The organism is Oscillospiraceae bacterium (assembly GCA_015067255.1).
In the GTDB taxonomy this organism is placed as follows: domain Bacteria; phylum Bacillota; class Clostridia; order Oscillospirales; family SIG519; genus SIG519.
Map to the genome: position 1 here is coordinate 1 of SVMS01000025.1, position 22148 is coordinate 22148.

The 22148-nt window shown below is 34.9% G+C and carries 26 protein-coding genes; 10 read left to right on the plus strand and 16 right to left on the minus strand.

The features are described from left to right. Nucleotides 1–110: 110 nt before the first annotated feature. From purD to E7480_06550, 7 genes are all read right to left on the minus strand, one after another. On the minus strand, nt 111–1376 hold the full coding sequence (gene purD, locus E7480_06520; protein ID MBE6904245.1) for a phosphoribosylamine--glycine ligase: 1266 nt from the start codon (nt 1374–1376) through the stop codon (nt 111–113). 25 nt (nt 1377–1401) lie between these two features. Further along, nucleotides 1402–2577 (minus strand): phosphoribosylaminoimidazolecarboxamide formyltransferase, encoded by a 1176-nt coding sequence (locus E7480_06525; protein ID MBE6904246.1) that lies wholly within the window; start codon nt 2575–2577, stop codon nt 1402–1404. Between the two features lie 23 nt (nt 2578–2600). Then, the gene (locus E7480_06530; protein MBE6904247.1) at nt 2601–3305 is read right to left on the minus strand and encodes an inosine monophosphate cyclohydrolase; all 705 of its coding nucleotides are present in this window, start codon (nt 3303–3305) and stop codon (nt 2601–2603) included. 28 nt (nt 3306–3333) lie between these two features. Beyond that, complete coding sequence (locus E7480_06535) at nt 3334–3915, minus strand: phosphoribosylglycinamide formyltransferase (protein MBE6904248.1); 582 nt, start codon at nt 3913–3915, stop codon at nt 3334–3336. Between the two features lie 13 nt (nt 3916–3928). Then, the gene (locus E7480_06540; GenBank protein ID MBE6904249.1) at nt 3929–4966 is read right to left on the minus strand and encodes a phosphoribosylformylglycinamidine cyclo-ligase; all 1038 of its coding nucleotides are present in this window, start codon (nt 4964–4966) and stop codon (nt 3929–3931) included. 22 nt (nt 4967–4988) lie between these two features. Next, a complete protein-coding gene (gene purE, locus E7480_06545; protein ID MBE6904250.1) occupies nt 4989–5483 on the minus strand; it encodes a 5-(carboxyamino)imidazole ribonucleotide mutase in 495 nt (164 codons plus the stop codon). A gap of 107 nt (nt 5484–5590) precedes the next feature. Continuing rightward, nucleotides 5591–6058 (minus strand): metallophosphoesterase, encoded by a 468-nt coding sequence (locus E7480_06550; protein ID MBE6904251.1) that lies wholly within the window; start codon nt 6056–6058, stop codon nt 5591–5593. Between the two features lie 75 nt (nt 6059–6133). On the opposite strand from E7480_06550, the gene E7480_06555 reads away from it, so the two are divergent. The 3 genes from E7480_06555 to E7480_06565 all read left to right on the plus strand — a co-directional run bounded on the left by E7480_06555 (nt 6134) and on the right by E7480_06565 (nt 7231). Then, nucleotides 6134–6412 carry a hypothetical protein gene (locus E7480_06555; GenBank protein MBE6904252.1) on the plus strand — a complete coding sequence of 93 codons (279 nt, stop codon included), beginning with the start codon at nt 6134–6136 and terminating at the stop codon, nt 6410–6412. Between the two features lie 87 nt (nt 6413–6499). Continuing rightward, nucleotides 6500–6898, plus strand: coding sequence for a hypothetical protein (locus E7480_06560; GenBank protein ID MBE6904253.1), 399 nt, complete (start codon nt 6500–6502; stop codon nt 6896–6898). Nucleotides 6899–6934: 36 nt separating this feature from the next. Further along, on the plus strand, nt 6935–7231 hold the full coding sequence (locus E7480_06565; protein MBE6904254.1) for a hypothetical protein: 297 nt from the start codon (nt 6935–6937) through the stop codon (nt 7229–7231). A gap of 55 nt (nt 7232–7286) precedes the next feature. Here E7480_06565 and E7480_06570 read toward each other — a convergent pair whose 3' ends face one another. From E7480_06570 to E7480_06595, 6 genes are all read right to left on the minus strand, one after another. Next, entirely contained in the window at nt 7287–8690 is a 1404-nt protein-coding gene (locus E7480_06570) for an aminopeptidase (GenBank protein MBE6904255.1), read from the minus strand. 14 nt (nt 8691–8704) lie between these two features. Beyond that, nucleotides 8705–9277: a lytic transglycosylase domain-containing protein gene (locus E7480_06575; protein ID MBE6904256.1), complete on the minus strand. Its 573-nt coding sequence runs from the start codon at nt 9275–9277 to the stop codon at nt 8705–8707. Next, nucleotides 9274–10908 carry a threonylcarbamoyl-AMP synthase gene (locus E7480_06580; GenBank protein MBE6904257.1) on the minus strand — a complete coding sequence of 545 codons (1635 nt, stop codon included), beginning with the start codon at nt 10906–10908 and terminating at the stop codon, nt 9274–9276. Before E7480_06580 ends, E7480_06575 begins: the two co-directional genes overlap by 4 nt. A 24-nt stretch (nt 10909–10932) precedes the next feature. Continuing rightward, complete coding sequence (locus E7480_06585) at nt 10933–11664, minus strand: ZIP family metal transporter (protein ID MBE6904258.1); 732 nt, start codon at nt 11662–11664, stop codon at nt 10933–10935. Between the two features lie 68 nt (nt 11665–11732). Beyond that, nucleotides 11733–12806 (minus strand): peptide chain release factor 1, encoded by a 1074-nt coding sequence (gene prfA / locus E7480_06590; GenBank protein MBE6904259.1) that lies wholly within the window; start codon nt 12804–12806, stop codon nt 11733–11735. 24 nt (nt 12807–12830) lie between these two features. Further along, entirely contained in the window at nt 12831–13010 is a 180-nt protein-coding gene (locus E7480_06595; GenBank protein MBE6904260.1) for a DUF951 domain-containing protein, read from the minus strand. 134 nt (nt 13011–13144) lie between these two features. On the opposite strand from E7480_06595, the gene E7480_06600 reads away from it, so the two are divergent. Beyond that, entirely contained in the window at nt 13145–14071 is a 927-nt protein-coding gene (locus tag E7480_06600) for a S1 RNA-binding domain-containing protein (GenBank protein MBE6904261.1), read from the plus strand. A gap of 109 nt (nt 14072–14180) precedes the next feature. Then, entirely contained in the window at nt 14181–16025 is a 1845-nt protein-coding gene (locus tag E7480_06605; protein MBE6904262.1) for a YgiQ family radical SAM protein, read from the plus strand. Nucleotides 16026–16076: 51 nt separating this feature from the next. Here the strand turns inward: E7480_06605 and E7480_06610 are convergent, their stop codons facing one another. Together E7480_06610 and E7480_06615 are read right to left on the minus strand one after the other, a co-directional pair. Then, nucleotides 16077–16586, minus strand: a complete 510-nt coding sequence (locus E7480_06610; protein ID MBE6904263.1) for a Gx transporter family protein — start codon at nt 16584–16586, stop codon at nt 16077–16079. 15 nt (nt 16587–16601) lie between these two features. Then, a complete protein-coding gene (locus E7480_06615; protein MBE6904264.1) occupies nt 16602–16961 on the minus strand; it encodes a NusG domain II-containing protein in 360 nt (119 codons plus the stop codon). 100 nt (nt 16962–17061) lie between these two features. Here E7480_06615 and E7480_06620 point away from each other — a divergent pair, with 100 nt between their 5' ends. The 5 genes from E7480_06620 (at nt 17062) to E7480_06640 (ending at nt 21621) form a co-directional block, all read left to right on the plus strand. Continuing rightward, nucleotides 17062–18009 (plus strand): FAD:protein FMN transferase, encoded by a 948-nt coding sequence (locus E7480_06620; protein ID MBE6904265.1) that lies wholly within the window; start codon nt 17062–17064, stop codon nt 18007–18009. 2 nt (nt 18010–18011) lie between these two features. Continuing rightward, nucleotides 18012–18857 carry an undecaprenyl-diphosphate phosphatase gene (locus tag E7480_06625; GenBank protein MBE6904266.1) on the plus strand — a complete coding sequence of 282 codons (846 nt, stop codon included), beginning with the start codon at nt 18012–18014 and terminating at the stop codon, nt 18855–18857. 12 nt (nt 18858–18869) lie between these two features. Then, nucleotides 18870–19571 (plus strand): hypothetical protein, encoded by a 702-nt coding sequence (locus E7480_06630; GenBank protein MBE6904267.1) that lies wholly within the window; start codon nt 18870–18872, stop codon nt 19569–19571. A gap of 21 nt (nt 19572–19592) precedes the next feature. Then, a complete protein-coding gene (locus E7480_06635) occupies nt 19593–20369 on the plus strand; it encodes an RNA methyltransferase (protein ID MBE6904268.1) in 777 nt (258 codons plus the stop codon). Nucleotides 20370–21042: 673 nt separating this feature from the next. Next, on the plus strand, nt 21043–21621 hold the full coding sequence (locus E7480_06640) for a hypothetical protein (protein ID MBE6904269.1): 579 nt from the start codon (nt 21043–21045) through the stop codon (nt 21619–21621). On the opposite strand, the gene E7480_06645 is transcribed toward E7480_06640, so the two are convergent. Next, nucleotides 21575–22096 carry a VanZ family protein gene (locus E7480_06645; GenBank protein MBE6904270.1) on the minus strand — a complete coding sequence of 174 codons (522 nt, stop codon included), beginning with the start codon at nt 22094–22096 and terminating at the stop codon, nt 21575–21577. The two genes, E7480_06640 and E7480_06645, sit on opposite strands and share 47 nt — an antisense overlap. Between the last annotated feature and the right edge of the window lie 52 nt (nt 22097–22148).

The following is a 22148-nucleotide window of genomic DNA, read 5'->3' on the forward strand; positions in this document are numbered from 1 at the left end:
ACACACTGTTTTGCGACAGATATCTCGAAAGCCTCATTTGCTCCATATTTATCCCAAAAACAGAAACCAACACAAAATAGAGCTACCTATCTTGTGTTGTCTGTTCCCTTTCATATATTATATTTTTTAATGCCGATATCTTTTCTGTAATGAGCATTTTCAAAAGATACCATTTTTACTCCGTCATATGCTTTTTTAATAGCTTCATCAAGGTCTTTGCCTGTTGCGGTAATGCCTATTACACGTCCTCCGCTTGTAAGAAACTTATCATTTTCAAGCTTTGTTCCTGCATGAAATACCGTTATATCCTCAGGTAAGCTATCAAGTCCTGTTATCTCATAGCCCGTAGTATATTTTCCGGGATATCCACCGCTTGCCATTACAACGCAAACAGCGGCATTGTCATACCATTCAACGTTTATTTCTCCAAGTCTTTCGTCTGTTATAGCTTTAAATATTTCAAATAAATCTGTTTTTAGACGAGGAAGAACAACCTGGGTTTCAGGGTCGCCAAAACGAGCATTGTATTCAATAACCTTAGGTCCGTCTTTGGTTATCATAAGTCCAAAATAAATTACGCCTTTAAATACTCTGTTTTCTGCGTTTAAAGCATTCATAGTAGGCATAAATATTTCTTCTGTACAGCGTTTTAAAAGCTCATCGTTAAAAATTCTGCTGGGAGAAAATGTTCCCATACCGCCTGTATTAAGGCCTTCATCATTGTCATATGCTCTTTTATGGTCCTGTGCTGATACCATAGGATAAAGTGTTTTTCCATCGGTAAAAGCAAGCACAGAAACCTCAGGTCCAAAAAGACATTCCTCAATTACAACAGTATTTCCTGCATCTCCGAATACCTTTTCACCCATTATATCATTGACAGCATCAATCGCTTCTTCTTCTGTCTGAGCAACAATAACACCTTTTCCCAATGCTAATCCCGAAGCTTTAACAACAATAGGAGCTCCTTGTTTTTTAACATATTCAATAGCCGCTTCCTTATCCTCAAAGCACTCATATTTCGCAGTAGGAATATTGTATTTTTTCATAAGCTCTTTTGAAAAAGCTTTGCTTCCTTCAATAATAGCCGCTTCAGCACGGGGACCAAATGCACATATTCCCTCTTTTTCAAGCGCATTTACCATTCCCATAACCAAAGGGTCATCGGGAGCAACTACAACCATATCGACCTTTTCAGCTTTTGCAAGATTAACTATTCCTTCGATATCGGTAGCTTTAATGTTTACACATTTAGCAAGCTTTGAGATGCCTCCGTTTCCGGGAGCGCAAATTATTTCATCAACGCTTTTACTCTGAGAGAGCTTCCACACAATAGTATGTTCACGGCCGCCGCCGCCTACAACCAATATTTTCATATACTATGTCTTCCTTTAATAAAGATTAATGATGGAATAAACGAATTCCTGTAAATGCCATTGCAACATTATGCTTATTGCAAGCTTCTATAACATTGTCATCACGAATTGAACCGCCGGGCTGTGCAATATATTCTACACCGCTCTTGCAAGCTCTTTCAACGTTATCACCAAAGGGGAAGAAAGCATCAGAGCCTAAAGCTACGCCCTTTTGTGTAGTAAGCCAAACTTCACGTTCTGCGGCTGTTAAGGGGGAGGGCTTTACAGCAAATAAGTTCTGCCATACACCGTCTTGAAGCACGTCCATATACTCATCTGAAATATATACGTCTATTGTATTATCTCTTTCAGGTCTTGAAATTCCCTCTTTGAATTCAAGTCCTATAACCTTCGGATGCTGTCTTAAATACCACACATCTGCCTTGTTGCCTGCCAATCTTGTGCAATGGATTCTTGACTGCTGTCCTGCACCGATTCCTATAGCCTGACCGTCTTTTGCGTAGCAAACTGAATTTGACTGTGTATATTTAAGAGTTATAAGCGCAATTATCATATCCATTTTTGCACTGTCAGGAATATTTTTATTATCTGTAACTACATTGCTTAAAAGCTCATTATCAATTTTAAGCTCGTTTCTTCCCTGTTCAAAGGTAATTCCAAAGCACTGTTTTTTCTCAATAGGAGCAGGCTTATAATTTACATCCATTTTAAGAATATTGTAATTGCCCTTTTTCTTACCCATTAAAATCTCTAAAGCTTCGGGCTCATAATCGGGAGCAATAATTCCGTCAGAAACCTCACGTGCTATAATTTTAGCTGTAGGCACGTCACAAGTGTCGGAAAGTGCTATAAAATCACCAAAAGATGACATTCTGTCAGCACCTCTTGCACGTGCATAAGCACACGCTAAAGGAGATAGCTCAACATCATCAACAAAATATATCTTTTTAAGGATATCAGACAAAGGAAGACCTACTGCAGCGCCTGCAGGGCTTACATGCTTGAAGGATGCAGCTGCAGGAAGATTAAAAGCAGCTTTAAGCTCACAAACTAACTGCCAGCTGTTAAAAGCATCAAGCAGATTGATATAGCCGGGTTTTCCGTTTAAAACCTCAAAAGGAAGGTCTCCGTTTTCGTTGTACACTCTTGAAGGCTTCTGATTGGGGTTACAGCCATATTTTAATTCTAATTCTTTCATAATACATTCATACCTTTCAATAGTTATTATTGATTTTTATTTATTATTCTTGTTTCCTGTTTTCCGGTTTTTAAATTTATATAACGGGTAAATAAAGAAACTTTATTATCTTTATTTAAGTTTTCCCAGATATTTTTTGTGAATGTATCAATATCGTCAGAAATTTCAACAGTTTTAGGCTCACCGCAGAAGGAAGGAATAGGCTCACCGTCGCACTTATAAGTATGTATAAAATGACCCTGTCCTGCTATGGGCTTTTCGTATTCGTAGAAATATCTTCTTACAGAGCTTTCATCGCCATCTGCGCTTTTTAATATTGAGAGTTTGTAGAAAAACTCACCCTTACAGTTCATTATTCCAGAAATTCTGGGTGTAAAATTAGGAGCATCGGGCTCAAAGGTTCTTGTTCTTAAAGCATTTTCAAAGCTTTTAGCCTCAGAAATAAATTCATAAATAGTATCTGTCTGGTCACCATTTGTAACAATCTGATAATCTTCAAGAACTCTTACAGGAGAATAAATAATCAAAGACGGGTCAGACAGCTTACTTTCATCAAAAGCTTCTGTTTTTAATCCGCCGTCGCACTCAACAAAAATTCTGTTTCTGCTGTTTACGCTTCTTCCCATAATAAAATAGGCAATAACTCCATGTTCTCCGTCCTTGCTTTTACCCATTACTATTCCTCTGCCCAAATAAGAGTTTTTGCTAATGTCATCATATAAATTTATCATTTCAAAAAATCCTTTCTTAAAGAAAATTTTAACCGTTACAAATCATATCAACAGCTTTAGGTAGAATAATCCATTCAGCCTGTTCCATAACACGTTTTTGCAAAATCTCAGGAGTATCATTCTCAAGTACATCTACCGCCTTTTGAAGAATAATCTCTCCCCCATCTACAACCTCGTTCACATAATGAACAGTTGCTCCCGTAACCTTAACACCGTATTTAAGCGCTGCTTCGTGAACGTGAAGTCCGTAAAAGCCTTTTCCGCAAAAAGACGGAATTAAAGCAGGATGCACATTTATTATTTTAGGAAATTTTTTAATAAGTTGCTCAGTCAATACAGACATAAAGCCTGCAAGCACCACAAGCTCTGCTGAAAGCTCGGTCAGCTTGTCAGCTAATGCGCTGTTAAAATCCTCTATACTGTCATAAGCTTTTCTTGAAACAACAAAACCCGGTATAGAAGCTTTTTTTGCACGCTCAAGCGCATACGCATTTTCATTACTTGCTATTACACCCACAAGCTCACAATTTCTTATTTTACCTGAATTTTTCGCATCAATAATTGCTTGAAGATTTGTTCCTCCGCCTGATACAAGAACAGCAACTTTCATTGCAGTTTCACTCCTAAATAATATCTATTCCTTTTTCGCCTTTTTTAACTTCACCGATAATATAAGCCTTTTGTCCCATAGCATTAAGTATTCTGACTGCTTCATCAGCTTTATCTGCACTTACACAAGCAGCAATACCTATACCCATATTAAAGGTATTATACATATCTCTTTCGGGAATGTTGCCTGTTGATTCAATTAGCTTGAATATAGCAGGTACTTCAAAGCTATTCTTGTTAACAACTGCTCTGAAACCGTCTGTCAGCATTCTCGGAATGTTTTCATAAAAACCGCCGCCTGTAATATGAGAAATAGCGTGTACCTCTGTTTTGTTGATTATTTCAAGCAAAGGCTTAACATAAATTTTTGTAGGTGTTAATAATTCTTCGCCTAATGTTTTTCCTAAATCGTCAATATGCATATTTATATTTTTTTCACTTATTACAAGAGCTTTTCTAACAAGTGAAAAACCGTTTGAATGAACACCGGAGGAAGCAATACCGATAATAGCATCGCCCTCTTTTATTTTTGAACCGTCAATTATATTATCCTTGTCAACGATACCAACAGAAAAACCGGCTAAATCATACTCGTCAATAGGATAAAAACCGGGCATTTCGGCTGTTTCTCCGCCTATAAGAGCACAGCCAGCATCAACACATCCGTCTGCAACGCCTTTAACAATATTTGCTACTTTTTCAGGATAGTTTTTACCTACGGCTATGTAATCAAGGAAAAAAATAGGAGCAGCACCTGAGCAAACTATATCATTTACACACATAGCAACACAGTCTTGACCAACAGTGTCATGTTTATCCATTAAAAAAGCAATTTTAAGCTTTGTTCCAACTCCGTCAGTTCCTGAAACAAGTACAGGTTGCTTCATATTTGTAATATTAGGCATAAATAAACCGCCAAAACCGCCTATTGAAGACATAACTCCTTCTACCTTTGTTTTAGCAATATGTGATTTCATAAGCTCAACAGCTTTATAACCTGCAGTTACGTCAACACCTGCTGCCTTATAGCTTTCTGACATACTGTTATTCATATTTAATCAACCTTTCTGTAATTTATATATCTAAAGATTCTTGAAGCTGTTTATCCTTTGCCATAACTTCATTAACCATATTTTCTTTATATTCATATAATTTTTTAACAAGTGAGGGTTCAGATAAAGATAACATCTGAATTGCAAGCAAAGCCGCATTTTCGGCACCGTCAATTGCTACTGTAGCTACGGGAATACCTTTAGGCATTTGCACAGTAGACAAAAGAGAATCAAGTCCGTCCATAGTTGAAGATTTAATAGGTATTCCGATAACAGGAAGAACTGAATGTCCTGCAATAACACCTGCTAAATGTGCAGCCTTTCCTGCAGCTGCTATAATAACACCATATCCCTCTTTCTCTGCATTTTCGGCAAATTCTGCAGCCTGAACGGGAGTTCTGTGTGCTGACATTACTCTTATTGTAAAATCAATATTAAATTCCTTTAAAATTTTCAAACCTTTTTTTACAACAGGAAAATCACTGTCGCTTCCGATTATAATCGCTACTTTTTTCAATTATATCATCCTTTCATCAATATATAATTTTATAAAAATTTTCACTTTTTTTCAATAGGTTAAATGAAAAAATATATTTTTTAGTATTTTTAAATAGTTTAACGCTATTAAATCAAGAAAATCTGTGCGTTTATTTTATCTTTCTGGACTGTTACAATTGAATAAGTCCCTTTTTTAGAATATCTTCTGTTCAGGCAACCGGGATTAACAACTAAAATATTCCCCATATAAGTAACAAGAGGCATATGTGTATGCCCAAAAAGAACAATATCTGCTTTCCTCTCTTTTGCCGCATTATATAAATACGAAAGACCGTTTTTTACACCGTAATGATGTCCGTGGCAAGCAAATATTCTTTTACCTTCAAATTCTACATTTTGCTCGTTAAGTGCTTGAAAATAATCGTTGTTTCCACTTACGAAATAAAAATATTCTTTATCAAAAGCTTCTCTTATTTTTTGAGCATCGCTTACTAAATCTCCCAAATGAAAAACAATATCGGGATTATGCTTTTTTATAATTTCCACAGCGTCTTGTGTTTCTCCGTGAGTATCTGAAATTACAAGAATATTCATATGTATCTATCACTCTTTTTTTAAATGTGAATATAATGTTTATGAACAACATATGCTTAATTAGGAGGAATAACAATGGCAAACGAAGATTTCACAGCAAAATTTATAAAGGAAATCAAAGAGAAGAACGGCAACAGCATCAAAGAAATAGAAAAAGCTTTCGGAGGTAATTCCTCAGGAATCAGCTCACTTTTGAAAGATGAGCAAGCTCTACAACAGCTTCTTTCGAAGCTATCCGAAAATGATTTAAATAAAATCAAACAGCTTTTTGATAACCCCGCTCTTTTAAAAATGATTTTAAACAGTGAAAAAGGTAAAAACATTTTTCAAGGAATTATAAAAGACAATAAGTAAGTTGTTTTCATTTTATATCAATGTCTTATTCGGCTCACGGTAAGATAATTGTTTTTAAAAAGCGTGAGCGGAAAGGCTTATTTTATTATGGATGATTTCTCGTCAAAAATTTCAGAGCTGTTAAGCAATCCCGAAAGCTTTGAAAAAATAAAACTTATAGCCGAAAGCCTATCGTCTGATACAAATACAGAAACGTCATTTCAAAATGATGCAAGTGAGCCAATCGTTGATAAACAAGCTCAACCAAATAATGAACAATCTATTTTTTCATCAATAGACCCTCAAATTTTACTAAAAATCGGCTCAGTTTTAAGTCAGACCAATCCCGAAAATGATAAAAACATTAAACTTATGAACTCTATTAAACCGTATTTAAGCCAAAAACGTGCTGCAAAAATGGATACCGCTTTACAAATGTTTAAATTAGGAAAATATGCAACTGCATTTTTAAAGGATACAGATTTGTTTAAAAAACAAGAAAAATAAATAACAAATCACTAAGAAACGGAGAATAAACAGCTTATGTATAATGGTGTAGAGAGTGATGGAGAGCTTTTCAAAATGAGACAGGAGGCTGTAAAAAAAGCTCGTGAAATGTCCAGAAATGCTACGCTTCCGATTCCTGAAAATCCGCCTTGTGAAAGCGTCGAAAAAAGCAGTGGCAAAATCGGTATTTCGGGAAAATTTTCATCGTTATTTAAAAATTTCGACAAAGAAGATTTTTTACTTTTAGCTATCTTGATTCTTCTTATGACAGATAATGCAGACGATGAAATAATAATTATGGTGCTTTTTGCTTTTATATGCGGTTTATTTTAAAAATATTAAGCATTAGTTTATCGGGCGGATTTTAACCGCCCGATAATTTTAAATATTATTTGTCATTAAAAAAGGCTTTTACTGCTTTATATGTCATATAAACGTCAACCTTAGAAACAACTTCAAAAGGTGAATGCATTGATAGGACAGGAACACCTAAGTCAACAACGTCTACTCCTATTTTTGCAATATATTGTGCTACTGTACCGCCGCCACCTTGGTCTACTTTACCTAATTCACCTGTTTGCCATACTACATTATTTTTATCAAAAAGTCTTACAAAATAATTAACCAATTCTGCGTGAGCATCATTTGTATCGCTCTTTCCTCTTGCACCTGTATATTTTGTAATACAAGCTCCGTAGCCTAACATAGAAGCATTATTTTTTTCGTTTACTTCCTGATAATTAGGGTCGATTGCGCAATTAACATCTGCAGATAAACATTTTGAATTATTAAGACAAGGAATATAATTTTCTCCCTGTGCTGTACACAAGTCAATTATTATATTTTTAACTAAATCTGTGTTGAGTCCTGTGTTTCCGCTGCTTCCTATTTCCTCTTTATCGGCAAAAACAGCAATACAGGTCTTCTCAGGTATTCCTATTTCTTCTATCGCGCAAAGCTCAGGATATGCACAAACTCTGTCATCGTGGCCGTAAGCGCCGATAAGACCTCTGTCAAAGCCTATATCTCTTGCATTAAACGCAGGTACAGCCTCAAGCTCAGCACAAATAAAATCTTTTTCTACTATACCGTATTTTTCATAAAGAATATTAAGTATTGCAAGCTTAACTCTTTGTGATTCTTTATCATCCTTAAAAGGAACGCTACCAACTAAAATATTAAGAGCTTCTCCCTCTATTCCCTTTTCCAAGGTTTTCTCCATTTGATTTTTAGCAAGATGAGGAAGTAAATCCGTAACTGTAAATACAGGGTCATTTTCAGCATTACCTATTGAAATTTCAACCTTTGTTCCGTCTGCCTTACAAATAACTCCTCTCAATTCAAGAGGAATAGCAGTCCATTGATATTTTTTAATGCCGCCGTAATAATGTGTTTTAAAAAGACATAGGTTTAAATCCTCGTATACAGGATTTGGCTTCAAATCAAGACGAGGACTGTCAATATGTGCCGCCGCAATACTTAAACCGTTTTCAAGAGGCTCTTTTCCTATAACGATAAGAGCTGCTGTTTTACCTTTTTTATTTATAAAAATTTTATCTCCTGCTTTATAGCTTTTTTTGTATTCAAAAGCTTTAAAGCCTGCTTTTTGCGCTCTTGATTCAATATAATTGAGAGCGCATCTTTCTGTTTTACCTTTATCAAGAAAGTTTTTATACTCTTCGCAAAAATCAAAAGCTTCTTTAATTTCTGCATCTGACATCTTATCATAAGCTAATTCTTTTGTATAAAACAATTTTTCTTTTAAAAGCTGTGTCTGTGTTTTTGTTTCCATTTGTTTTTCTCCTTTTATTCACTGTAGTAAAGTGCTTTATATATTTTCATATACATCATTACTTTTTCGCTGTATTTTTCTGTTTCTTTATATGCGGCTTTTGTTATTACCTTTCCGTCTTGAGAATATCTTGAATCCAAAAGCCATCCGTCTATTCGTGCAATTCCCGCATTGTATGCACAAAGCGAAGTTTTGATATCAGAATACTTATTTAAATTATATTTTAATAAATATGTTCCGAGCTTTATATTTGTTTCGGGGTCGTATAAATCTTCAACTGTCATATCCTGCATTTCTTCGGTCTTTATTAAATATTGCAGCCATATTAACGTATTATCTGTTATCTGCATAAGACCATATGCGTTTTTATGAGATTTTGCATCTTTATTATAGCCGCTTTCCGCTTTAATAACCGCAAACACAAGCGCCGGCTCAAGCTCGTGCTGTTGAGAATATTTTTCAACAAACTCCTTGTATTTTAAAGGAAAAAGAATTTTTGGTGCTATAAAAAAAGCTGAGAATAAGATTAAAAATAATAAAGCTAAAAATACAACAATACAAATAGCTCTTTTTCTTTTCTTTGTCAAAGCTTCAGCTCCTTTAAAATCTTATCAACACTTTCAACCAAGCCTTCTGTTCCGCTATCGTTAACAATTGTAAAATCACAGGCATTTTTATAGAAATCATCGCTTTTCTGCCCGCCAATACGTCTTTGTGCTTCCTGTAAAGTCAAGCCGTCCCGTTCAACAATTCTCTTAAGTCTCGACTCAACTGATGCGGTTACAAAAATACAGCAATCACACAGCTCGTTGATTTTGCTTTCTATTAAAGCCGCACCGTCAATAACTGCGCCCTTAACACCTGAGTTTTTACATTCCTCAAGCGTGTTAATTACTTTTTCTGTTATATATTTATGGGTTATTTTATTTAATTGCTTCAATCGTTCATTGTCAGAAAAGACTATCTTAGCAAGAGCTTTTCTATCCAATTCACCATTTTCAAAAAAAACATCTCCGAAACAAGCTTTAATTTCAGCAAGTGCTGGTTGTCCAATTTGTGTTATTTCTTTTGCAGTTTTATCTGTATCAATATAGCAAAATCCTTTGCTTTTGAAGATTTCGCCCACTGTACTTTTTCCGCAGCCGGAACCGCCTGTAATGCCTATTATAAACATTTTCTTGCTATCGGCATCAACAACGTTATATGCTGCCGCCTTAATAAGCCTGTTATATACAGCTAATCCTACGCCCTTTGGCTGAGGACATCTCGCAAAGATTTCGTCTACTTCCATTTCATCAAAAGCTCTTAAGCATCTGAATAAATTTTGTGCCTGTGTGTTGCTATCTCCAGCATTTCCGTATTCAAGCACATTTTTTGCTTTAAAAAGCTTTTTTTCACCATCAAAACAAAGAACACCCGTTTTTTCGGTGCTGTTTTGATTGATATATTCTGTAAAGTTATTTCCCTTTACAATTGTAACACGTGCCTTGGGAGCATAGTGTTTATATTTCATACCCGGGGCCTTCGGAGTAAAATCCTCATGCATTTTATTTAAAATACATTCATCTATTTCAACGCTTCCAACAACGCTTTCAAGCTGTTCAACAGTTATTCCGCCCGGTCTTAAAAGCTCAGCTTTATCTCCTGCTAAGCTTATTATCGTTGATTCTACACCAACATCACACTTTCCGCCGTCAATAAGTCCGTTTACTTTTCCGTACAAGTCCTTATACGTATGTTCAAAATCAGTAGGGCTCGGGCTTCCTGAAATATTTGCCGAAGGTGCCGCAAGAGGAAAACCACAAGCACGGATAAGTGATAAAGTAATATTATTATTTGGTATTCTCAAAGCAACTGTATCAAGTTTTCCCGAAACACTGTCGGGAATAATATCTTTTTTCTTTAAAACAACGGTCAAAGGTCCGGGAGAAAAAGCTTCAAAAAGCTTCAAAGCCTTTTCAGGTACGTCTTTTGCATATTTAAAAACATCTTCTTTATCTGCTATATGAACAATCAAAGGATTGTCTGAAGGACGTCCCTTTGCCTTATATATTTTTTCTGCTGCCTGTTTATTAAGAGCATTACCGGCAAGACCGTAAACTGTTTCGGTAGGGATAGTAACAATTCCGTCTTCTCTGAGTAGCTGAGCTGCCTGTTCAATAAGCTCAGGCTCGGGAGCTTGAGGATTTATTTTTAATATTTTTGTTTTAATTTCCAAACAAATCACCGTTTTTACTATTATTTAAAGCACTAAGGAAACGACTATACCGGTTAAAAAACCTAAACAGTTTCCAAAAGTCGCAAATCTTCCCTTATGAATTTTTTTCGATTGAGGAATTATATCTCCAAGTGATATATACAGCATCATACCTCCGACAACAGAAAGAAAAAGAGCCATAAAGTCATTTGAAATATATCCTAAATAGGCACCAATAAAAGCACCTAAACCAACAAAAACACCTGTTACAATGGTAATAATACCAATTATCAGCGTTTTCACTCCGCTTTTCCTTAAGGGAAGGCTTATTGCTACTCCTTCGGGAATATCATGTGTCAAAATAATTAACAAAAGAGAAATAGCAAAGCTTCTTGAAATATCAAGACCTGTGCCTATAGCAAAGCCTTCTGAAAAATTATATACAGAAAGAGTAACAAATGTCAAAATCCCAGTTGTAAAATATCCTGTGTTTTTTCTTTTAATTAAATCTATGTAAACCTTTTCCTGCAAAAAAGCTACAAATGCAATTCCCAGGAACAAGCCTGCAAAAACTATGTATATATTTGAAAAATTCAAAGCATCGGGTATAAGTGAAAAGCATACGAGGGAAAGCATAAGTCCTGCTGATATTTCCAACACAAAAGCAAAGCTTCTGTTGCTTATATTTTTAAATGCAATTCCTAATAATGCACCTAAGCCTATACCTAAAAATCCCGAAAGCATCGCAGTAACAGCGACTTTCAAAATATGCTCCACGTTTACTCCCTCTTCTTTAACGATTTAAGTAATCATTAAAGATTATTCCAGGGAAGATACCAATAGAACTATTCAGTGTCTCCGCTTTGAAGTCTTTGAGCTCTGTCTGTTGTAATTAAAGCATCTATCATTTCGTCAAGGTCGCCGTTAAGAAAAGCTTCAAGCTTATATAAAGTTAATCCTATTCTATGGTCAGTAACTCTGCCCTGAGGATAGTTATAAGTTCTTATTCTTTCACTTCTGTCGCCTGTTCCTACTTGACTTTTACGCTCACTTGCAATTTTTTCTGTTTGCTCTGCCATCATACTTTCATAAATTCTTGAGCGTAAAATTTTCATAGCTTTATCTTTGTTTTTATGCTGGCTTCTTTCGTCCTGACATTCAACAATTGTTCCTGTAGGTATATGAGTAATTCTTATAGCACTTTCTGTTTTATTGATGTGCTGACCGCCTGCACCGCTTGCACGGAAGGTATCAATCTGAAGGTCTGCAGGGTTAATATCAAACTCAACCTCCTCAACCTCAGGCAAAACAGCTACGGTAACGGTAGAGGTATGTATTCTTCCCTGACTCTCGGTTTCAGGAACTCTCTGTACTCTATGCACTCCGCTCTCGAATTTTAAACGGCTATATGCACCGTCACCCTCAATCATAAAAGAAATTTCTTTGAAGCCTCCAAGCTCAGTAGTGTTAGCACTTAAAATTTCACTTTTAAATCCGCTTCGCTCTGCATACATTGTATACATTCTGTAAAGAGAGTTTGCAAAAAGAGAAGCCTCTTCTCCGCCTGCGCCTCCGCGAATTTCCACAATAACGTTCTTATCGTCATTAGGGTCTTTGGGGAGGAGGAGAATTTTCAGCTCTCCTTCGCAAGCTTCTACAGTTTCCTTTGAGAGCTTTATTTCTTCTTCACAAAGCTCTTTGAGTTCTTTGTCGGTATTTCCTGCGAGCATACTCTGAGCTTCCTCGATAGCGTTAATAGCGGAAACGTATTCACGATATTTTTCTACAATAGGAGAAAGACTCTTAAACTCTTTCATAAGCTTTGTATACACTTCAAGGTCCGATACTACATCACTGTCTGAAAGCTTGTTTTCAATTTCAATAAATCTGTCCTCAATGTTTTTTAATTTGTTAAGCAAAATATTTCACCTTTCCGGTTTTTATTAATCGGTGCAAACCGACTTTATTTGTTTTTCAATTTTTATTCTGGGAGCCATTATTTCTCTTCCGCAACTACAACATTTAAGTTTATAGTCAAGACCTGTTCTTTTAACCTCAAATCTTTTATTTCCGCAAGGATGGGGCTTTTTCATTTCAACAATATCCCCTACTTTTACGTTCATATAATACGCCCCTTTAAACGCTTTATATCTATTATATCATTTTTTTCTTACAAGAGCAATTATATTTATGAAAAAAATTGCATATATTTTTTTAGACATTAATTTGCCAAAAAGGCGGATTGGAGAAAATTATGATAAATAAATATATGCCAGAAGGAAATTTGATTACATCGGAAGAAAATATGGATTTAATTTCAAGCATTCAAGGCTTAGAAAAAGCAAGGTTAAGCGAAAAAATATTGGAAGCACGTGCAACTGTATGTGACAGCGGGCATAATCTTATTGTTGATTTGGGTGCTGTTAAAGGAATTATCCCAAGAGACGATGCGGCAATAGGGATAGACGACGGCACGGTCAGAGATATTGCAATAATAACAAGAGTTAATAAACCTGTTTGTTTTAAAGTCTTTGACATTATAAAGCAGCCCGATGACAGCTATGTAGCAATACTATCCCGAAAAGCCGCTCAGACTGAGGCTTTAAACAATATATTGGACAATGCAAATTACGGTGATATAATAAATGCTAAAATAACCCATCTTGAGCCTTTTGGTTGTTTTGCCGATATAGGCTGCGGAATTGTTTCTCTTATAAGTATAGACAATATATCTGTTTCAAGAATTTCACATCCGTCTGACAGATTTTATGTGGGACAAAACATAAAAGCAATAATAAAAGACATAGACTATCGCATAAAAAGAGTAAATCTTACTCACAAAGAGCTTTTAGGCACTTGGGAAGAAAACGCTTGCGCTTTTACTCCGGGACAGACTGTTGCAGGTATAATACGTTCAATAGAAGATTACGGTATTTTTGTTGAGCTTACACCAAATCTTGCAGGCCTTGCGGAATATAAAGAGAATTTACATATCGGTCAAAGTGCGGCTGTATATATAAAAAACATATTACCGGAACGAATGAAAATAAAACTATCTATCATAGATGCTTTTGACAGTGAAATTAAAACCTCACCCTTTAAATATTTTATCCAAAGCGGACATATTGACCGTTGGCAATATTCTCCTAAAAACTCAGAAAAAATAATAGAAACAATATTTTAACAACTTTTGGCAGATGATTTTTTTATCATCTGCTTTTTAATTGCATTTATATTAAAAATATGATATCATTATTTTATTACTTTTTAAGGATTGAAATAATTTGAAAAACATTAACGGATTTTTGCCTGTAAGCAAAGAGGATTTAAAACTTATCGGTATTGATATTTTAGATTTTATTCTTATAACAGGTGACTCATATGTAGACCATCCATCTTTTGGAGTTGCTATAATTGCACGTTATCTTGAGTATTTAGGATTTACTGTGGGAATTATTGCACAGCCTCAAAATGATGAAGACTATAAAAAGTTAGGTACTCCGAGACTTGCTTTTATGGTTTCAGGCGGAAATATTGACAGTATGGTAGCTCATTATACCGTTGCCAAAAAGAAAAGAAGCACCGATGCTTATACTGCAGGCGGAATAATGGGAAAACGACCTGACAGAGCTGTTATTGTTTATTCCAATGCTATAAAACGTATTTTTCCCCAAATTCCTCTTATAATAGGCGGACTTGAAGCTTCTTTGCGCCGTTTTGCTCATTACGATTATTGGAGCGACAGCGTTATGAAATCCATATTGATTGACAGTAAAGCCGATATGATATCTTACGGTATGGGAGAAAATCAGACACGTGAAATAGCACAGCGCCTTAACAACAACGAAAAAATATCTCAAATGACAGATATAAGAGGCACTTGTGTTTTAGTTAAAAAGGAAGAACTTCCTCAAAATACAGTTTTCCTACCTTCTTTCAATGAGGTTAAAAACGATAAACGCAAATACGCTATATCTTGCAAAATACAATATGAAAACCAAGACCATATAAACGGAAAGCCGCTTGCAGAAAATTACGCAGTCAAATATTTGCTCCAAAATCCTCCTGCCTTACCTATAACACAAGAGCTTTTTGATTTGGTATATTCTCTTCCTTATACAAGGACATATCATCCGATGTATGAAGCTCTCGGCGGTGTTGACTCTATAAAAGAAGTGCGATTTTCGATAATTCAAAACAGAGGTTGTTTCGGCGGCTGTAATTTTTGTTCTTTAGCTTTTCATCAAGGAAGATACGTAGTTTCACGAAGCAAAAAATCTATTATAGATGAAGCAAAACTTCTCACATCTTTTCCGGATTTCGCAGGATATATACACGATGTAGGCGGTCCTACTGCTAATTTCAGACATCCATCCTGTAAAAAGCAGGAGCAATACGGTCTATGCAAAAACAAAAGCTGTCTTGCACCCAATCCTTGTCCTAATCTCGAAGTAAACCATGACGAATTTCTTGATATTCTTAATGAAATAAGACATCTCGACAAGGTTAAAAAGGTTTTTATACGTTCCGGTATAAGATATGATTATCTAATGCTTGACAAGGATAAAAGTTTCTTTAAAGCACTTGTTAAAAACCATATAAGCGGACAATTGAAGGTTGCTCCCGAGCATTGCTCCGACGATGTTCTTGTCAATATGGGAAAACCGATTTTTAAATATTACAAGGAGTTTTACGACACTTATTTCAAAATAAATAAAGAGCTTAATAAAAAGCAGTATCTTGTTCCCTATTTTATGTCATCTCATCCCGGATGTACTTTAAAAGATGCTGTAAAGCTTGCAAAGTATCTAAAAAGCATTAACCATATTCCCGAACAGGTACAGGATTTTTATCCCACACCCGGAACAGTTTCTACTTGTATGTATTACACAGAGCTTAACCCCAAAACTTTAAAGCCTGTATATATTGCAAAAACATCTGAAGAAAAGGCTATTCAACGTGCTCTGTTACAATACAATAAGCCTCAGAACAGACAGCTTGTATTAAAAGCTTTAAAGATGGCAAACTGTACCGACTTAATTGGAAACCGCCCTGAATGTCTTATTAAGCCTGAGCATCAGATTAAAACTATCGAATACAGACTCAATAAAAAAATAAAAAGAGTAAAGAAAAAATAACCCTTTCAAAAGTGCAATCTCATTCAGAGGTTGCGCTTTTTTGTCAAAAGGTTATTTTACAAAAATATTTATTTTTTTAATAAGCAAAGAACATATAAAGCCTGTTAATGTTCCTGTTATTGTGCCTACAATCAAGAGCACGGGAAAATAATAGAAAACAGCTAAACTTTTAGTAACAATGCTGGCAGCAACAAGCTGTCCTATATTATGGAAAACTCCGCCTGCGGCACTTATTCCTATTACGGAGAAAAATCTAAGCTTATGTAAAATTACCATTATCAAAAAGCTTAAAACTCCGCCCATAAAAGAAAACAAAAAGCTTGAAATTCCCGTAAAAAGCAAAGAATTAAGGGCAATTTTCAAAAAAAGAATAACAAAAGCTTCTTTTTTTCCTAAGCATACAAGACTAAATAAAACAACTATATTTGAAAGCCCCAATTTAATTCCCGGAACAGCAAAAGAAAAAGGAAATAAAAATTCAACGTATGAAATTATCATACAGAGTGCCGTTATAACCGAAATAAGAGCTAATTTTTTACATTTTTTCTTTATATCCGTCATTTTCTATTCCTTTCATCAATATACTGTTGTATCACTTTTTGACGTTATAATCACACAAACCTTATTATGAGCGCAGATAATAGGAACCCCGCCTGTTGACACTTTGCCCATTTCAACGCACTGTTTGGTTTCACAGTCAGAAAAAGCCATTGATACGGCATTATTTGATATTTCAATTATATTTTTATGTCCGTTTTTCTCTATTACTATTTCTTTATCTTTGTCTATGGGATAAACGCCAAAAAGCTCGCCTTCCACAGTAATTGTAACCTCTTGACCTTCATTTTTATTAAAAACATTTAACGAAAAAAGCAACATTCCTACAAACAAAAGAGAAAAAATAAGCACAATATCCGATTTTTTTATTAACCTCACGTTATCACCTCAATATGCCGTATTTGTAAAAAATTTGCTTTTTATTTAATAATATGGTAATATGTAATTATTATAGCATAATTTTTATCGGAGTGGTAGAGTGAAAAAGTTTTTTTTAATATTTTTTTGTGTTGTTTTTTTATCCTCCTGCTCCCCTGTTTCTATTTCAAGGGAAAGCTATAAGCTAAACACATTATGTCAAATTACTGTTTATTCTTATACGGATGAAAAAATTCTTGACGGAGCTTTTGAAATTATAGATAAATACGAACGGCTTTTAAGCAAGAATATAGAAGTTAGTGATATTTATAAATTAAATCACGCTAACGGAAGCTTTGTAGAAATCTCTTCCGAAACATATGAGCTTCTCAAGCGCTGTATAGAATATTATAAGCTTTCTGAAGGACTTTTTGACATAACCTTAGGAAATGCTACTTCTCTTTGGGATTTTACAGGAAACAAAAACACACCTCCCGATGCTGAGTCTATTAAACAGGCAATTAAAAATATAGGCTGTGAAAATATAGTTTTAGAAAACAATAAAGCCGCTTTAAAAAACGAGGTTACCATCGATTTGGGCGGTGTTGCCAAAGGTTATATCGGTGACAAGGTAAAAGAATACCTTATTGAAAACAATGTAAAAAGTGCTATTATCAATTTAGGCGGAAACGTTGTTTTGGTAGGAGATAAAAACAATGACGATTTTACCGTTGCTATTAAAGACCCTTCTCAGAAAAACGGCGGTCTTTTAAACGAAAAGCTTTATCTTAAAGATAAAAGCATAGTAACCTCGGGTATATACGAAAGATACTTTGAATATAATTCAAAAACATATCACCATATTCTTGACCCTAAAACAGGATATCCTTGCGAAAGCGATATTTCAGGAGTTACTGTAATCGGAGACTCCTCCGAGCTTTGCGATGCTTATTCTACAATATGTCTTTTATACGGTTCTCAAAAAGCTATTGAATTTTTAGAAGCTAATAATATGCAAGGTATTATAATAACCTTAAGCGGTAAAACAATTAAAACAAAAGGTTGGTAATTATGGACGGTTTTTTATTTATAATAAAATCTTTTATTTTAGGAATAGTTGAAGGTCTTTCAGAATTTTTACCCATTTCATCAACTGGACATCTTATAGTTTTTCAAAACCTTTTAGGCTTTACCTCTTCTACCGAAAACTATATTGATATGTATACTTATGTTATTCAATTAGGTGCTATTTTGGCAGTTGTCGTTCTTTTCAGAAATAAAATTCTAAGAACCTTAAAAACCCTTGTTCCTCAAAAAGATAATTTTAAAAAATCAGGTTTTTATTTTTGGCTTATGATTGCCCTTGCCTGTGTACCCGGTTTCTTTGCAGAAATTTTAATAGGAAGATTTCTTGAACCCAATTACATATCCGTATGTATATTCTTAATTATAGGTGCTGTTTTACTTTATTTTGCAGAAGCATTTTTTGCAACAAAAAGAGGCGGCGGTAAGCCTTTTTCTATTATAACTCCTAAGCAAGCTCTTATAATAGGCGCTTTTCAATGTCTTTCTATTTTCCCCGGAATGTCCCGTTCTGCCTCTACTATAATGGGCGGTTGGGTTGCAGGTCTTTCCACAGTGGCTTCAGCAGAGTTTTCTTTCTTTCTTGCTATCCCTGTCATGCTTGGAATGTCTGTTTTGAAAATAGGTGAAACAGGCGGTCTTTTTTCCTTAAGCGCTATAGAAATTTTATCTCTCGTAGTAGGCTTTTTGGTTTCCTTTATCGTTGCCTTGATTTGTGTAAAAGGATTTATAGACTATTTAAAGAAAAAGCCTATGAAGGTTTTTGCTTATTACCGTATAATTTTTGCAATAGTTGTACTTATATTGGGACTTTTTGGAATGTTTAAAGTTTAAGGAAGTGTAAATATGAATAATCTGAAATTTAAAAAAGCTATACTGTATTTTTTTACTGTTTTGCCTGTTTTTGGTTTTTTATGCTTTTTTTATCTCAGTAATTATATCTCCCCCGCTTTAATATCTATTTTTATAACTATATATATTGTTATATGGATTTTTGTTGTTCTTTATATCCTTAAAAAAATCAAAAAATATAATTTTTATCTTCTTTCCGAAAATGCTGTTAAAGCTGTTAAAGATATTGAAGATAACAATTTTTTTGAAAATTGTGAAAAAAGGTTTTTGCAAGACGGATTTGAAAAAAATGTCGACCTTTATGAAGACGGAGAAACTATGCTCACAGCTACCTGTTTTTATAAAAATACAAAAACTCATTCAGGTACAGAAGGTCAAATTGTTGTTTTTTTAAGCGGTATAAAAGCATTTCACGATTTAATCAACACAGAAAACGATTTAAAAAATTCCATTCTTAACTGTACTGACCAGCACAGCCGTTATGTATCCTGCGGTCAGGTTGTTTGTATTCTCTCCCCTTATCCCGAGCCCGAAATATACAATTTCTGTTGCGAAAACTTTTATACTCCTAACGACAGTATTATTTTTGCTGCCTGCAACACCGAAAGCTGTAAAATGTACTATTCATTACCCAAGAAGATTAAAAATAAAGATATTTCAAAAAGTGTTGAACTGATTGAAAAATATATTCAATAAAAGATAGGAATTGATATTGCTTTGGTTACACAAATAACATCTAAAGACAATGTTAAAATAAAATTAGCCGTAGCTCTTAAATCAAGACAAAAGCGTGAGGAATACGGTCTTTTCTGTTTTGAAGGAGATAAGCTCTCTATTGAAGCTCTTAACAACAATGCCGATATACAATTTATCTTTATAAGCTCTTCATACAAAGACCAATCTCTTGCAGAAATTTTTGACAAAAATAAAATTGATGTATATATAATTCCGCCTAATCTTTTTGATAAAATAACACAGTCGCAAACTCCTCAAGGAGTTCTTACAGTTGCAAAAATAAAGTCTTTAAAAACTGTTGATAATATAAAAGAGGGCAGATATATTGCATTAGATGCTATGTCTGACCCCGGAAATTTAGGTGCGGTATTGAGAAGTGTCGATGCTTTTTCAATAGACGGTATTATTTTAGGCGCAGGCTGTACCGATTTATTCTCAGCCAAAACAATAAGAGGCAGTATGGGAAGCTTTTTCAGATGTAATTACTATTTAGCCGAAAATCTCTCTTATGCACTTGATGCTCTCAGGTGTAAAGGCTTCGACATTTACTGTGCTGATTTAGACTCACATGCAGTTTCTTTGAACAATCTTACCTTTTCAAAAAATGTTGTTATAACAATAGGAAACGAAAGCAACGGGATTTCAGATAAGGTAAAAGAAGTTTCAAAGACTTTATATATTCCAATGAGCGGAAAATCAGAATCATTAAACGCTTCCGTTGCGGCAGGAATAATATGCTGGGAGCTTTCAAAATCATAAAATTATTTTTTTAAGTTGAATTTATCAAAAAATATGTTATAATAAAAATAATGTGGCGCAGTATCCTAGTCGGTACTGTTCAATGCGAGGACGGGCCTAAAAATCCGTTAAAGGGCATATCGATGAAGCTTCTTGTGCTTGCTTTTTACGCCCAGTTTAGGGTGGGTGCTGGAAGTATAAGATTGCCGGGCAAGCTGTAATGGCATACAGCAGTGACCCGTCAATCATAGAGACCTGTTTGCGTGGTACGCCTATACACGTTAAGTTGACGGACGGATTACGGAACAGGGTTAAACCTACTATGCGGTAAGAAATTGCTGCGAGTAGATGTAGCCTGCCTTGAGTGGCTATGGCGGATAGCAGAACAAAGGTGATTTCCACGGCCATGGAAATTTGCCTATCGCTGTTTGAAACCACTTCTGCAAAAGAGGATAGCATTGAATTTTGTATCGTTGAGGAAAGCTCCTAGGCTGAATAACAGGCTGTCTGCGGGCTGCAGTGCGTACTCAGTGGTAGTCAAGTCCCGTATATGGTGACATAACGGCGTAAATTTTAAAAGGAAACTGCCCTTTTGGCGACAAAGGGTAATTTGCGGGGAAAGCCAACTCGACCTAAGACGCAGGATTAACGCAGTCAGCCGCCACTTTTATTTATCAATTGGGGGTTATATGCCTTGAAAGGCGATGACAGTAAACGAAGCACTGTTAAAAGCTTCACTCAAAAAAAGAAACCTGATATAAAATATATAATAAAAATAACTATTGCAGCTGTAACAGTATCACTGCTTCTCACCTTTTTATCTGACCTTGCCCTTACTGTTTCTCATATTGTTATTTCTGTTATAATTTTAATTATTTTTATCTCTGTAGGCGTTTTGTTTGACATTATCGGTCTTGCCACCGCTACTGCTGATGAACGTCCTTTTCACGCTATGGCTGCCCGAAATATCAAAGGCGCTGCTCTTGCTATTAAGCTTATAAAAAATGCAGAAAAGGTTTCAAATATATGTAATGACGTTGTAGGCGATATTGCCGGAATTGTCAGCGGTTCTGCAGGTGCTGCTCTTGCTGTTAAAATCGGATTAGGCCTTGGCTCTTCTATGGTAGAAAATGTTTTTTCCATAGTTATTTCTGCTCTTATAGCAGGGCTTACCATCGGCGGAAAAGCATTTGGTAAAACTATTGCAATCAATCACTGCAATACTATTATTTATAATTTTTCTTTGTTTTTGTCTTATTTCGGTGTAAAATAAACATAATAAAGCTGAAAACAATTATTGCAAGGGCTACTCCTATGCTGTCTAATAATACATCTGACAGCATAGCTGCTCTTCCCTTTACAAACAACTGATGTATTTCATCGCTCGCTGCATATAGGCTTCCTATTGCAAGAGGGGCGATTTTTTTTATAATTTTATTTTTTAAATTATGTTGATTTACAGCAAAGAATAAAAGAGTACCTAAAATAAAATACTCTGTTAAATGAGCGCCTTTTCTTATCAAGGTGGAAAGAAAAGCAACTATTTCATTTTTTGTGCCTTCTTCAAAGCTTTCAAAATCTTTTATAAATATACTGATTATTTTTTCTACAAAAAAATTACTGTTACTCTGCGATACGTCCGCTTCCTGTGCTGACATACAAAAAATAAACAGCATCCACAAAAGGACCAATAACCATAACACTATTATTTTAACTTTTGTTTTGTTAAACAAAATATTCACTTCCATTCCGGGAATACTTGAAAAATTGAAATTTGTAGAGTATAATTATTATAATATA

What these genes read in the sequence shown, in the direction of transcription:
- E7480_06625 (MBE6904266.1), top strand. Translation starts at nt 18,012, where the DNA reads ATGGACGGTTTTTTATTTATAATAAAATCTTTTATTTTAGGAATAGTT.
- E7480_06555 (MBE6904252.1), top strand. Translation starts at nt 6,134, where the DNA reads ATGGCAAACGAAGATTTCACAGCAAAATTTATAAAGGAAATCAAAGAG.
- E7480_06530 (MBE6904247.1), bottom strand. Translation starts at nt 3,305, where the DNA reads ATGATAAATTTATATGATGACATTAGCAAAAACTCTTATTTGGGCAGA.
- E7480_06540 (MBE6904249.1), bottom strand. Translation starts at nt 4,966, where the DNA reads ATGAATAACAGTATGTCAGAAAGCTATAAGGCAGCAGGTGTTGACGTA.
- purD (MBE6904245.1), bottom strand. Translation starts at nt 1,376, where the DNA reads ATGAAAATATTGGTTGTAGGCGGCGGCGGCCGTGAACATACTATTGTG.
- E7480_06550 (MBE6904251.1), bottom strand. Translation starts at nt 6,058, where the DNA reads ATGAATATTCTTGTAATTTCAGATACTCACGGAGAAACACAAGACGCT.
- E7480_06560 (MBE6904253.1), top strand. Translation starts at nt 6,500, where the DNA reads ATGGATGATTTCTCGTCAAAAATTTCAGAGCTGTTAAGCAATCCCGAA.
- E7480_06645 (MBE6904270.1), bottom strand. Translation starts at nt 22,096, where the DNA reads ATGGAAGTGAATATTTTGTTTAACAAAACAAAAGTTAAAATAATAGTG.
- E7480_06570 (MBE6904255.1), bottom strand. Translation starts at nt 8,690, where the DNA reads ATGGAAACAAAAACACAGACACAGCTTTTAAAAGAAAAATTGTTTTAT.
- E7480_06610 (MBE6904263.1), bottom strand. Translation starts at nt 16,586, where the DNA reads ATGACGGATATAAAGAAAAAATGTAAAAAATTAGCTCTTATTTCGGTT.
- E7480_06595 (MBE6904260.1), bottom strand. Translation starts at nt 13,010, where the DNA reads ATGAACGTAAAAGTAGGGGATATTGTTGAAATGAAAAAGCCCCATCCT.
- E7480_06535 (MBE6904248.1), bottom strand. Translation starts at nt 3,915, where the DNA reads ATGAAAGTTGCTGTTCTTGTATCAGGCGGAGGAACAAATCTTCAAGCA.
- E7480_06565 (MBE6904254.1), top strand. Translation starts at nt 6,935, where the DNA reads ATGTATAATGGTGTAGAGAGTGATGGAGAGCTTTTCAAAATGAGACAG.
- E7480_06630 (MBE6904267.1), top strand. Translation starts at nt 18,870, where the DNA reads ATGAATAATCTGAAATTTAAAAAAGCTATACTGTATTTTTTTACTGTT.